The organism is Vibrio sp. 10N.222.49.C9 (genome assembly GCF_041474985.1).
GTDB lineage: Bacteria > Pseudomonadota > Gammaproteobacteria > Enterobacterales > Vibrionaceae > Vibrio > Vibrio crassostreae_C.
Genome location: NZ_JBFRVD010000011.1, coordinates 136,558 through 149,810 on the forward strand (window position 1 = coordinate 136,558; position 13,253 = coordinate 149,810).

The 13,253-nt window shown below is 44.8% G+C and carries 13 protein-coding genes; 8 read left to right on the top strand and 5 right to left on the bottom strand.

The window, feature by feature from the left end; translation table 11 throughout:
* Positions 1 to 70: 70 nt before the first annotated feature.
* Positions 71 to 844, bottom strand: a complete 774-nt coding sequence (locus AB4585_RS04875) for an ABC transporter substrate-binding protein (protein ID WP_029235360.1) — start codon at positions 842 to 844, stop codon at positions 71 to 73.
* A 10-nt stretch (positions 845 to 854) separates the two neighbouring features.
* Positions 855 to 1,997, bottom strand: coding sequence for a histidinol-phosphate transaminase (gene hisC / locus AB4585_RS04880; RefSeq protein ID WP_372057374.1), 1,143 nt, complete (start codon positions 1,995 to 1,997; stop codon positions 855 to 857).
* Between the two features lie 181 nt (positions 1,998 to 2,178).
* Here hisC and AB4585_RS04885 point away from each other — a divergent pair, with 181 nt between their 5' ends.
* The 6 genes from AB4585_RS04885 (at position 2,179) to AB4585_RS04910 (ending at position 5,776) form a co-directional block, all read left to right on the top strand.
* Positions 2,179 to 3,066 (top strand): LysR substrate-binding domain-containing protein, encoded by an 888-nt coding sequence (locus tag AB4585_RS04885; RefSeq protein ID WP_017063534.1) that lies wholly within the window; start codon positions 2,179 to 2,181, stop codon positions 3,064 to 3,066.
* A gap of 285 nt (positions 3,067 to 3,351) precedes the next feature.
* Complete coding sequence (locus AB4585_RS04890; RefSeq protein ID WP_372169389.1) at positions 3,352 to 3,600, top strand: hypothetical protein; 249 nt, start codon at positions 3,352 to 3,354, stop codon at positions 3,598 to 3,600.
* A 133-nt stretch (positions 3,601 to 3,733) separates the two neighbouring features.
* Entirely contained in the window at positions 3,734 to 4,300 is a 567-nt protein-coding gene (locus tag AB4585_RS04895; RefSeq protein WP_017061509.1) for a septation protein A, read from the top strand.
* A gap of 188 nt (positions 4,301 to 4,488) precedes the next feature.
* Positions 4,489 to 4,887, top strand: coding sequence for an acyl-CoA thioester hydrolase YciA (gene yciA / locus AB4585_RS04900; protein ID WP_009846426.1), 399 nt, complete (start codon positions 4,489 to 4,491; stop codon positions 4,885 to 4,887).
* Positions 4,888 to 5,082: 195 nt separating this feature from the next.
* On the top strand, positions 5,083 to 5,379 hold the full coding sequence (locus tag AB4585_RS04905) for a YciI family protein (RefSeq protein WP_004741234.1): 297 nt from the start codon (positions 5,083 to 5,085) through the stop codon (positions 5,377 to 5,379).
* A 1-nt stretch (position 5,380) separates the two neighbouring features.
* Positions 5,381 to 5,776, top strand: coding sequence for a GspS/AspS pilotin family protein (locus AB4585_RS04910; protein ID WP_017062026.1), 396 nt, complete (start codon positions 5,381 to 5,383; stop codon positions 5,774 to 5,776).
* A 108-nt stretch (positions 5,777 to 5,884) separates the two neighbouring features.
* Here the strand turns inward: AB4585_RS04910 and metE are convergent, their stop codons facing one another.
* Entirely contained in the window at positions 5,885 to 8,242 is a 2,358-nt protein-coding gene (gene metE, locus AB4585_RS04915) for a 5-methyltetrahydropteroyltriglutamate--homocysteine S-methyltransferase (protein ID WP_017062027.1), read from the bottom strand.
* A gap of 280 nt (positions 8,243 to 8,522) precedes the next feature.
* On the opposite strand from metE, the gene AB4585_RS04920 reads away from it, so the two are divergent.
* Positions 8,523 to 9,434 (top strand): LysR substrate-binding domain-containing protein, encoded by a 912-nt coding sequence (locus tag AB4585_RS04920; protein ID WP_017062028.1) that lies wholly within the window; start codon positions 8,523 to 8,525, stop codon positions 9,432 to 9,434.
* Between the two features lie 139 nt (positions 9,435 to 9,573).
* On the opposite strand, the gene AB4585_RS04925 is transcribed toward AB4585_RS04920, so the two are convergent.
* Positions 9,574 to 9,774: a DUF4250 domain-containing protein gene (locus AB4585_RS04925; protein WP_004736508.1), complete on the bottom strand. Its 201-nt coding sequence runs from the start codon at positions 9,772 to 9,774 to the stop codon at positions 9,574 to 9,576.
* Positions 9,775 to 9,906: 132 nt separating this feature from the next.
* Positions 9,907 to 10,587, bottom strand: a complete 681-nt coding sequence (locus tag AB4585_RS04930; protein ID WP_102398187.1) for a hypothetical protein — start codon at positions 10,585 to 10,587, stop codon at positions 9,907 to 9,909.
* A 330-nt stretch (positions 10,588 to 10,917) separates the two neighbouring features.
* On the opposite strand from AB4585_RS04930, the gene AB4585_RS04935 reads away from it, so the two are divergent.
* Complete coding sequence (locus AB4585_RS04935) at positions 10,918 to 13,215, top strand: YgiQ family radical SAM protein (protein WP_017067347.1); 2,298 nt, start codon at positions 10,918 to 10,920, stop codon at positions 13,213 to 13,215.
* Positions 13,216 to 13,253 lie beyond the last annotated feature (38 nt).

Consider the following 13,253-nt stretch of genomic DNA (forward strand, 5'->3'; position numbering starts at 1 on the left):
GAAAATCCGAGAGCCTTACAGCCCTCGGATTTTTGTTTTTGGTGTTCTAGTTTTTTAGGCGTTAGACGAATTACAAATCAGCGCCATAGATATCAAACGTAAAGTACTTAGCGGCGATCTTGTCGTAAGTACCGTTCGCTCTGATCTCTTCAATCGCGGCATTGAATTGTTTCGCCAGTTTTGAATCCTGCTTTCTTAGTGCTAACGCCGTACCCTCGCCAATGTAGGCTTTGTCGGTTACTGCTTTACCTTTAAATTCAAAGCCCTCACCTTCTTTTTTATCTAAGAAAGCTAATGACAGTTGATCCGAGTTGCCGAAGGTTAGATCTAAGCGACCGTTTTGCAGATCCAGATACACTTCGTCTTGCCCTGTGTAACGCTTAATGTTGGCAACACTGCCAAACTTGTCGGTTACGTAGCGATCGTGAATCGTACCTTGCTGAACACCGATGGTTTTGCCCGCTAAGCCTGCCTCATCAACGCTGAATTCTGCGCTTTTGGCAGCAACAAATACGGCTGGTGTTTGGTAGTACTTATCAGTAAATAAAATCTTGCGCTTACGCTCTTCGGTAATACGCATTGAAGCCATGATCACATCTGACTTTCTTGCCAACAAACTTGGAATTAGCGAGTCCCAGCTTTGTGAAACCCAAGTACAATCGAGTTTAGCTTGCTCACACAAGGCATCAGCTATCTCAATATCAAACCCGACAGGTACACCGTCACTGTTTTTATAGTTGAATGGCGGATACGTAAAGTCCGACGCCAAACGGATTTCTTTCGCCTGTACCGTTGTACCAAGTAAAGCGGCCGCACAAGCGAGTCCTAGTATTATCTTTTTCATCATTGCCATCCTAGATATGATCTTTATCGAGTTGAGATTGAATTTCTTTATGTTGAGCTTGTTGAATTTGTTTGCCTTGTTGACTCTGTTCTAATTCGGTTTGGTAACGTGTTAGTGACGTTATCACTTCTAGCATGCTCTCTTGGCTACCAATACTGATTCGAACACAGTTACGCAAAGCCGGTTCATGGTTTTGGTTCCTTGTCACAATGCCGTCCTTCGCCAAGACACTGAACACTTGGTGCCCTGCTTTTTGACGCAGCAAAATGAAGTTTGTCGATGAAGGGTAAACAGACTCGATGAAATCAAACCGCGTTAGCTCACAAGCAAACCAGTTACGTAGTTCAACCAGCTTTTGCGTCGCGTCTTGCATCACTGAGACTCGTTCATCAGACAACGCGTCTAATACAATTTGAGATGAGCAATCTGGCATCGGATAAGGTGGAATCAGCTTCGCGACATACTGCATCACATTTTGACTCGCTAAGATAAAACCACAACGAACTGCAGCCAGTCCAAATGCCTTAGACAAAGTGCGAATCACAACCAAGTGCGGATAACGCTCAATAAGGCTAACGGCTGACGTTTGTGGTTCAAATTCGATATACGCTTCATCGACGACCACTAGAGATTTTCCAGTCGTGCCTTCCAGTACCTGAATCAAATCCGATTTAGGAATCACATTGCCCGTTGGATTGTTTGGTGAGCAAAGAAACACGATATTCGCCAGTTTTGCCTTATTCACAATATCAGCGACGTTCAGGCTAAAGTCTTCCTGCAATGGAGAGTCCAAGGTATTAATCGCCAATGCATCAGCGCAAAACTCATACATCGCATACGTTGGAGAGCAGATAAGTATGTTGTCGCACGCCGGTTTACAGAATGTTCTGATCAGCAAATCAATCGCTTCATCTGCACCACGAACAGCCACAGTCGCGGCATCGGTACTACAGTAATCTTGATAAGCCTTAGCAATATCTTGTGGTAAGAAGTCTGGGTATCGGTTGTGACTTGCTTCTCCTTGAAACAGCGAGCTTTCCAATTCATTGGCGTTTAGCCAGACACGTCCATCACCACCAATTCTTCTTGCCGATTGATAAGGTATTAATTTTTTTACAGCCTGAGGCACTAAGCTATCAATAAAAGATGTCAAGAAGCTATCCCTTTCACAAAATCACAATGTCTTCATCATTGCCTTCATATTCAAAAAATGTGACTTATACACATATTGAATCACAAATGATGATTAAGTATTTACATTCAAACAGAACACTATTGATAAATGAATCGAAATAATCACATAATAGCCATGATAAAAAGTCATAGGTAAAGATATGAATCGCACACTTCCTTCAACCAAAACCTTGCTCGCGTTTTTGTCTACGGCAAGGCACCTCAACTTTACACGCGCGGCACATGAGCTCAATGTTACGCAAGGTGCAGTGAGTCGTCAGGTATTGTCGTTTGAAGAAAGCCTTGGCTGTGATCTCTTCTATCGCCATGCTCGCGGATTGTCTTTAACGCCGAAAGGAGAAGAACTGGTTCCCCTGATACAAGGAACGATTCATCAGCTGCAATCGGCTCTAAATCAAGTGGCTAGCTCTCCGTCTAAGATCAAACTCAACGCACCGAGCTGTATTACCTCTTGGCTACTACCTAAGTTGATGTCTTTTCAGCAAGCCTATCCTGAAATTGATGTCGAACTGACGTCGACCATCAAGCACGTCTTCGAACCAAGCTTTGATCCGTTTGACGCCGTAATTACCTATGGTAAGAAGCCAAACCAACAATCGATTATCAGCCAATTATTGTTTAACGAGCAGCTAGCGCCCGTTTGCCAAGCACAAAGCATTACACAGAGCCATCTTGTCGACGACGCATCGACCATCATCAAGCCACACAAGCTTGCCCAATACACTTGGCTACACGCCAACAATGAGCAAAGTGATTGGCGACTTTGGTTAGAGCACATAGGCAGCCACGACCTTTCAAGCAAGAACAACCAACAATTCGCGACACTCGATCAAGCTATGAACGCCGCCATTCAAGGGTTTGGCATTGCCATAGGCGACATCACACTGGCCAAGCAAGATATTGATTTAGGTAGATTGGTAAAAGTGAGTGAAGGCAGTGTTTTCTCTGGAAATGGTTACTTCTTGCTGCAACCCAAGAATCGACAAAATACATCCTTATCTACGCTTGTTGATTGGCTCGTCGATTAGCGGCAATCATTGTTGGTAGGCCTCTTTATAAGCGGCAGGAGAGCGTCATAATGAGAATTTTTCCGTTCTCAAAATGAAACTATTTGATGTCTGTTTCGTATTGATTGTCAGAGAATAGAACGTACCTTCCTTTAACTATTTGAAAAGAAGTTCAATTCTATTTAGCCGGGAATTTATTCTGTTCCGTTGGAGAAAATGGCATTCGAGTTGCTTTGTCATAGATAACCCAACCAATATACAGCAGGTTGCACCAGTTTCACTGCAGCTTGTCACGGAGGATAGGCTATGACCTTACAAAGACATACGTATTACGGCTTGATTCACCATGGAATTAAAACCCTATTAATGGACAGAATTGGCCACTTCACAGAGCGTGAATATCACGAGTATCTCGACTTAACGACCGGTAAATCGACGTGTTTTGCCATGAGTGAGCAAGAACTCGAAAATACCTTAGATAGCTTGAAGAGCGAAGGCTACCTTGAAGACATCAAGAAGCTGATACCTCGCTACCAAACCCCGTCAATGAGATAATCTGTTAAAACTCGTTAAACACGATGAGCGGTTAGATTGAATTAATTGGCACCCAATTGTCTCGAGCTATTTAGCATCGAGACAGTTTTCGTTAGACTGTCAGCAACTCAACTAACTGGATAGTCAGTGTCTCATGAAACAAATTCTTGATTTCATTCCTCTCATTATTTTCTTTGCGCTTTATAAGATGTACGACATCTATACCGCGACCGGCGCTTTGATCGTTGCCTCTGCAGTTCAAATTATTTTGACTTATTTCATCTACAAGAAAGTCGAAAAAATGCAGGTCATCACCTTTCTAATGGTTGCCGTATTTGGTGGCATGACCATCTTCTTGCACGACGACAACTTCATTAAATGGAAAGTCACCATCGTTTACGCACTGTTTGCGATTGGCCTGACGGTCAGTCACATCATGGGCAAATCAGCGATTAAAGGTATGTTAGGCAAAGAGATCACACTGCCTGATTCGGTATGGGGCAAGATCAACTGGGCATGGACGCTGTTCTTTACCCTATGTGCCGTTCTCAACGTTTACGTTGCTTTCAGCCTACCGTTGGATGTTTGGGTCAACTTCAAAGTGTTTGGTCTACTCATCGCGACCTTGCTCTTCACCTTGCTCACTGGTGTTTATATCTATAAGCATCTACCAAAAGACCAGCAGAAAGAGTTAACGGATAAAAATACCGACGAGAAATAGCCCTTAGGGATGAGTCCTCATACCCTATTTGATACAATTATTATCAATATGCGATTGGCCAATGATACTCGTGATCATTGGCCGCTGATTATTTGTGTTCGGTGAAGACGTTAAAAATTAGACCACCACGAGTCTCGTAAACACATCTATTTTTATATAAAACAATCAATACCATTAAGAGTACGACAATGACTATTCAATCAACTTTGAACCCGATTGGTTCTTTACTTCTTCGCACATTAGCGATGCCTTCTGATACAAATGCAGCAGGCCAGATTTTCGGTGGTTGGATAATGTCACAGCTTGACCTTGCTGGCGGTATCTTGGCGAAAGAGATCTCTAACGGCAAAATAGTCACAGTTTCAGTATCAAGTATTGAATTCAAACAGCCAGTATCGGTTGGCGATGTAGTGTGTGTTTATGGTGACTGCACTAAGATTGGCCGTAGCTCTATGAATATCGACCTAGAAGTATGGGTTAAGCCGGTACTTGATCATGGCATCGGCGACCGTTACAAGGTCTGTGGCGCGACCTTCAACTACGTGGCAGTTGATGAAAGTGGTAAGCCTCGCTCTATCAATAAATAGGACTTTTCACTCAGTCGTTCATGTAAGTGGTCTTTAGTTTCAGCAAATGAAATAGATAAAGACCATAGCGCTCTCTCGCACCAATTCACAATTTCTTATCATTAGCCCTTCCAATACCAATTAGTTCGCGTAAATTAGCAAGATAGCGAATTTAAACGCCCCAAATTTAGTGAAGTAAAATAAGGATATCTCAATATGTGGTACGTGATTTTTTCTCAAGACGTCGAAAATTCATTAGAAAAACGCCTAAGTGTTCGCCCACAACATCTAGAACGCCTACAAACACTTCACGATGAAGGCCGACTGTTAACAGCAGGTCCAATGCCAGCGATTGATTCAGATAACCCTGGCGAAGCAGGCTTTACAGGTTCAACTGTGATTGCTGAATTTAACTCTTTGGAAGATGCACAAGCATGGGCAGACGCTGACCCGTACATTGATGCTGGCGTTTACCAAAATGTGATTGTAAAACCATTCAAGAAAGTATTTTAACGTGAAAAAATGGATTATTGGCTCACTGGCTTTAGCTCTGCTTGCAGGCTGTGCTTCAAGTGAGCAAGACGAACAAAGACAGCTAGAGATGATGGCGCAGCACCGAGCTGGCGTTTTATCTGCAGGCCTGCCGATTGAGTATGGCCCACTGTCGGTCATGCGCGTGCTAGCAAAAAACACGGTTATCGAAATCATGATGATCTACAACCAAGATGCAAAAGGTGCTAAGCCTTTAAACCAAGTTGTAGACATGAGTGTGAATAGCTACTGCACCAACTCTGAAGTGAGAGCAAACCTTGATATGGGCTTGGCTTACAACATCAAGATTCGCAACACTCGCGGACAACTGATGGTTGAGAAGTTGATCAGCAAAGAGACGTGTCAGAGCAGCAGCTAGATTCTAGCTCGAGATTCGAACAAGTATAAAACCAGAAGGCCTCGCAAATGCGAGGCCTTTGTTGTGGTTCATCATAGATTAGCGGAGCAATCAAAATCCTAAGCTGAATTATGCCTCGGTTGATTCCCACTCTTTACGCAGTGCTTTAGTTGCCGAAACTAAGTTAGTCAGCGCCGCTTCCGTCTCTGCCCAGTTCCGTGTCTTCAGCCCACAATCAGGGTTTGCCCACAAACGTTCCGCTGGAATTTTCTCTGCCGCTTTCTTAAGTAAATCAACAATCCACTCTTCTGACGGGATGTTTGGTGAGTGAATGTCATAAACGCCAGGTCCAATCGCATTCGGGTAGTTGAACTCTTCAAATGCTTTCAGCAGTTCCATGTTCGAGCGAGAAGTCTCAATGGTAATCACATCGGCATCTAGCGCGGCTACTGAATCAATGATCTCGTTGAACTCGCTGTAACACATGTGGGTATGAATCTGAGTTTCTGGTTTAGCACTTGCCGCTGAGATCTTAAAGGCATCGACGGCCCACTCTAGGTATTCTGCGTGGTCGCGCTTTTTCAATGGCAGACCTTCACGAATCGCTGGTTCATCGATTTGGATAATGTTGATGCCCGCGTCTTGCAAATCAGACACTTCATCTCGCAGCGCAAATGCCAATTGATTAGTGATCTCTTTGCGTGAAATGTCTTCACGTGGGAATGTCCAACATAAGATAGTGACTGGGCCTGTCAGCATCCCTTTCATCTGCTTCGAGGTCAGAGATTGGGCATAGGTCGACCATTCTACGGTCATCGGCTTCTCACGCTCTATATCCGCGACCACAATCGCCGGCTTCACGCAGCGTGAGCCATAGCTTTGTACCCAACCAAACTTAGTGGTTTGAAAGCCTGCTAGGTTTTCTGCAAAGTACTCCACCATGTCGTTACGTTCAGCTTCGCCATGAACAAGCACATCCAAATCCAGTGCTTCTTGACGTTTAACGGCATCCGCAATATGGCCTTTCAATGCAGTGTTATATTCCGCTTCACTCAGTTTGCCAGTGCGGTAAGCGCTACGTTGAACACGGATCTCGCCTGTCTGTGGGAATGAACCAATGGTTGTGGTTGGTAACAGCGGTAAGCCTAACACCTCAGACTGGTGCGCGGCACGTTCTGCGTATGGAGCAGTGCGCTCTGCTAGGGCTTTAGTTATCGTGTTAATACGAGCTTGAACTTGCGGCTTATTCACATGAGTTGCACTCTTGCGTGCAACAATCGGGTGGCTATACGTCTCACACGCTAAAATGGCATTTTGGTCGCCGTCTAACGCCGCACCCAATAAGCTCACCTCAGTGACTTTCTGTTTTGCAAAGGCAAACCAACTCTTCACTTCTTCGCTAAGCGTCTCTTCTAACTCAAGGTCGACTGGGCTATGCAGCAATGAACATGAACTTGCGACCCATAGTTTATCGCCTAGCTTTTCTTTCACTGGTTGCAGCAACTCAAGCTGCGCGGCTAAGTCTGCTCGCCAAACATTGCGTCCGTTGATTGCTCCTGCAGAAAGCACCCAATCTTCAGGTAGCTTGTTCACCACTTCATCGAGTTGCTGGGGTGCGGCAGCCAAATCGATGTGTAAGCCGTTGACGGGCAGTTCCATGATTTTATCTAACGTGTCAGTCACAGAATCAAAGTACGTGGTAAGGAGTAGCTTCACATCACCTTGAATCACCTGATAAGCCAATTTGAATGAATCTGCCCACTTAGTCTCAAGTTCCAGAGAAAGGATAGGTTCATCGATTTGTACCCACTCAACGCCCAACTTGGCCAGTTTTGCCAGAATCGCTTGGTAAGCGGTAAGCAAGCGTGGAAGCAAAGTTAAACGGTCAAAGCCCTCTTCTACTTCCTTGCCGAGATATAAATAAGATAATGGGCCTAGAAGAACTGGCTTCACCTTATGCCCCGCTTTAATCGCTTCACTCACTTCGTCAAACAGTTGTGGCCAACTCACTTCAAAGGTGTCGTCTTTACTGAACTCAGGAACAATGTAGTGATAGTTAGTGTTGAACCACTTCGTCATATCTGATGCTGCTGCACCATCTTTAGCGCTTTCAGAGCCGTGCTTAGCGCCACAACAAGTTGGCTGCCTTTGAGATTGTATTTGAGATTGACCGCGACCAACGCGGAACAAGGTATCTAAATCTGGGAAGGCTTTTTCACCTTCTGATCCACCAGCGTGACGCTCAGGTACATGACCTAGAAGTAACGTCGTTGTTAGAACATGGTCGTACCATGCGAAGTCACCCGCAGTTGCAAAGCTTAGATTCGCCTTAGCTTGTACATTCCAGTTACGATTTCTTAGTTCGCTACCGAGTTGCTTTAAATCTGATTGGTTAATCTCACCGCGCCAGTATTTTTCTAAAGTGAATTTGAGTTCGCGTTTTTCGCCGATACGTGGGTAGCCTAAAATATGCGTTGTCGTAGTCATGAACCTGTTCCTTATTCAATAATTTTTAGTGTTCGATCAAACTGCCTAGCTTATGGTTTAAGTTCTTTACAAGGCGTCTAGATGGCTAAACTATCTCCCTAATCTGAACGATGAACAACGTCCAAATATTCATCTTGTTTATTAAAAATATTCATCTTGAATAATCTAAAGCTGAAAAATCAAATCCATCTGGACATCTAGACGTTTACAAATGAAAGAAAACCCCGTAGGGTGATTATTAAGAAATATTGAATAGGCTTAGGGAATATGAGGAAAACTCATGATAGAGCTTAAACACCTTCGAACATTGACTACTTTAAGAGACAGCGGCTCGCTAACAGCGACGGCAACTTCTCTTCACTTGACTCAGTCGGCGCTTTCTCACCAACTGAAAGACCTTGAGGCGCGTATCGGTGGTCAGCTTTTCCTACGTAAAACTAGACCAGTTAAGTTCACCTCTGAAGGTGAGATTTTGCTTAGGCTTGCCGATGAGATACAGCCAAGAATAGCTAAAGCGGAGAACGAACTCGCGAGCCTGAAAGAGGATGTGAATGGTCGTTTGCACATGGCGATTGAATGTCACTCATGCTTCCAATGGTTAATGCCTGCTTTGAAGGAATATCAAGTGGCTTGGCCAAGCGTAACGCTAGATTTCTCGTCAGGCTTTGGGTTTGAGCCGCTACCCGCGCTAATGGCAGGCGAGCTAGATTTGGTGATCACCTCTGATATACAGCCTCGCTCTGAGGTTCATTACGAGCCGCTTTTCGATTTTGAGATGCGTTTGATCACCGCGATCAACTCGCCTTTGGCCGATAAAGCGAGCATTGATCCGCAAGATCTTAGCGAGATCACCATGCTCTCCTATCCTGTTCAAAAACAACGTTTAGACGTCGTGAAACACTTTTTGCAGCCTGCAGGCGTAGAACCTAAGAAGTGGAAACAAGCAGACAACACCTTGATGTTGGTGCAAATGGTATCGGCGGGTTTAGGTGTGGCGGCATTACCCAACTGGGCGATCAGTGAGTTCTCAAGACAAGGTTTGATAGCAAGCAAGCCGTTAGGTAAAGGGCTTTCAAGAAGACTGTTTGCAGCGGTAAGAAACTCAGAAAAAGACAAACGTTACCTGCAGGCTTTCTTTAGCACAGCAAGACAGCAAAGTAAGAGTCACTTAGATGGTATTGAGGTCGTTTAAGAGGTTCATTATTGGGCTAGCTTAAGCCTTTGTTAAATCGGATAGGCAAACGCCAGAAACAAAAAAAGTCACAGATAATCTGTGACTTTTTAGTTTCAGTACCGATGATTTTCGATATCTGTTGATTCGCGAAAATAGACTATCTTGGATAAGACTTAAACTGGTTAGTCAATGGGTCGTATTGATAGCCAAGCATATCGAGCTTGCCCACGACACTTTCTATATCCATTTCATACATACTGATCAGCTCTTCAAAGCTATCGCACTCTAGGCGAAGTTTTTCATTCACGATTCCCAGCAAGATAATGCTATCGAAACCTTTGACGTTGCTTAAATCCATCTCGTACTCCTTACGAACACACCGACTAGAAATAAGTTTAGAACGCTTACCAACGCCATGCTAAAAAACTGATCACACTTCTTAAAGAGAATACGTGATTATTGAGCTTACGTAATTAATGAAAGTGCGCGATTAAAGTGCCCAAACTGGCGTTAAACCCACAGCCGCAGCCAATAACATCAGTAACGAAATTGTCAGTTGCAGTTTTTCCGGGGTTTTAACGAACAGTAAATGCCAACACCAAACCACGATAGCGGAGATTAACAAAACAAAGCTGAACAGTAACGTTGAAATCACAGGCTCTAATTGAGCTTCAGACAAAGAATAGACACTCACGACTGTCGCCAAAACCACTAACATACCCGTCAACACACCAACAACGGGCAGAACTCGGTGAAATGCCTGTAAGCGTGTTCTTGCAATTGTCAGTAGTAAATGGCCAAACGCTGAGCCTAACAGTGCCACTAGCAATACAGTAGTGATAATGCCAACAGTAGTTGCTTGTTCCGTCGCTTGAATAGCCACGTAAGACAGCGCTAAACCACAAGCTAAGTACATCACCCAAATAGGGCCGGAATCACGTGTCTTCTTGGTTTGGACTTGAGAATAGAAATAAAAGATCGCAAACACGACCAGAAAGGCTTCAATTTTTACTGAAGCGACGGCAAGCCACAGCACGCCAATCGCAGGTAACATCTTGTGGATACGGCCACGCTGCCCTGGACATATATCCCCTTTCACCAAGATAAGGGTTAAGATCAGTTGGGCTCCTAAAAGCATCGGAGCAAATTGTACTAGTAACGTTTCGACCATTGTGGATCTACTTCTTCAGACTTATTTTCGCGAATAATATCAAAAACTGCTGCGAACACTAATCAAAATCACAAATTAGCGACGTTATTCAAGGCTTCAACTATGCTGTTGTATGGTTCTTTTGTCGCCATTTACCGTAAAAAGACGAAAGACACCAGAACTAACAGGGGCATGTTCTACTGGCTAGTCTAGGCTCATGCCGCTATAATTCCCGCCTCAAAAATCAGAGGTTGAAATATGTACAGCGATATCACTCCTATTCACGAACACAAAAAATACTGGGCCGAGTGCTACGGAACTGCACCCTTTTTGCCTACCAGTAGAAAGGAGATGGATGCTCTTGGATGGGATAGCTGTGACATTATTATTGTAACTGGTGACGCTTATGTCGATCACCCGAGCTTTGGTATGGCTATCATCGGCCGTCTGCTTGAAGCTCAAGGTTTCCGCGTGGGCATTATTGCTCAACCAAAGTGGGACAATAAAGATGCCTTCATGAAGCTAGGTAAACCTAACCTATTCTTCGGCATCACAGCGGGTAACATGGACTCCATGATCAACCGCTACACCTCTGATCGCAAATTACGTCACGATGATGCTTATACTCCGAACAATGAAGGTGGCAAGCGTCCTGATCGTGCAACTCTGGTTTATTCTCAACGTTGTCGTGAAGCTTACAAAGGCACGCCAATCGTGCTTGGTGGTATTGAAGCGAGCTTACGTCGTGTAGCTCACTACGACTACTGGTCAGATAAAGTTCGCCGCTCTGTATTGTTTGATGCAAAAGCTGACATTCTTCTTTTTGGTAACGCTGAGCGTGCACTGGTTGAAGTAGCACACCGCATTGCCGATGGTGAAGACATGTCTACGCTGACCAATATCCGCGGTACTGCTATCAATCTTCCTGCGGCCCCTGAAGGCTTCAAGATCATTGACTCTTCTCGTATCGAAAAGCCGAACAAAGCGTATGTTCCGGTTAACCCGTACGAAGTTGAAACTCAGTGTGATACCAAGAAAGACGAAAAAGAAGAAGTAAAAGCGCAACCTATTACTATTCGCCCTTCTCGTCACGATGCAAAAACTACAGCGGTTCGTATCCCAGGTTACGAAAAGCTAAACAATGACCGTATTCTTTACGCTCACGCTAGTCGTATTCTGCACCTTGAGACAAACCCGTACTCAGGTCGTGCTCTGATTCAACGTCACGGTGATCGCGAGCTTTGGATTAACCAAGCGCCTATTCCATTGACCACAGAAGAGATGGACTACGTGTTTGGCCTTGCGTACAAGCGTGTTCCGCACCCGATGTACGGCAAAGCGAAAATCCCAGCATACGACATGATCAAAACCTCGGTTAACATCATGCGTGGTTGTTTTGGTGGTTGTTCTTTCTGTTCAATCACAGAGCACGAAGGTCGCATCATTCAGAACCGTTCGAAAGAATCTATCTTGGATGAGATCGAAGACATTAAAGATAAAGTACCGGGCTTCACAGGTACTATTTCTGACTTGGGCGGCCCAACGGCGAACATGTACCGTTTAGGTTGTTCAGATCCAAAAGCTGAAATTAACTGTCGTCGTCCATCATGTGTGTTCCCGAAAATCTGTGAAAAGCTAAACACAGACCATCAACACACTATCGACCTGTACCGCTCTGCGAGAAAAGTACCGGGTGTTAAGAAGATCATGATCGCTTCTGGTGTACGTTACGACTTAGCGATTGAATCTCCAGAATACGTTCGTGAGCTTGTGACTCACCACGTTGGTGGTTACTTGAAGATTGCTCCAGAGCATACTGAAAAAGGCCCACTGGATCTGATGATGAAGCCGGGCATGGGCACTTACGATCGTTTCAAAGAGATGTTCGAGAAGTACAGCGCTGAAGCCGGTAAGAAACAGTACTTAATTCCTTACTTTATCTCTGCTCACCCGGGCACAGAAGATGAAGACATGCTTAACCTTGCAATGTGGCTGAAAAAGCACAACTACGAGTGTGACCAAGTACAGAACTTCTACCCATCGCCAATGTGTAATGCAACGTCGATGTACTACTCAGAGACTAACCCTCTGAAACGCGTGAAATATAAGAAGCGTGAAGATGTTCCTGTGCCGAAAGGTGATCGTCAACGTCGTCTGCATAAAGCACTGCTTCGTTACCACGATCCTGAAAACTGGAAAATCATCCGTGAAGCACTGATCAGCATGGGTAAACAGCACCTAATTGGTGACAAAGCAAACTGCCTAGTACCAGCAGAAGACTTTGATGCACAAACACCGGCACAACGTCGTAAGTCTGGTCGTCACGGTTCACAACGCTTTGCGACTAAGCACAGTAAATCTCAGCCAGGTCTTGGTGGCGAAAGCCCACGTAACCACTCTGGTAAGAAACCGGGTGGCAAGAAGCCGAATGGTAACGGCAACGGTAGCCAAGGTAATGCTAACCAAGGTGGCGGTAATGGCAATGCTCGTAAACCAGCGACTGGCTTCATTAAGAAAGGTCCTGGTGGTCAGCAATCACAAGGTAATGGCGGCGGAAATGGCAAACCAAACCGTAACAAAGCGGGCAATGGTCAAGGTGGCAAACCTGCAAGTAACGGCAAGAACCGCCAGCGCGCAGCACAACGCTAATATCGCGAACCGATTGACTTCGCTATCGTAAAAACACA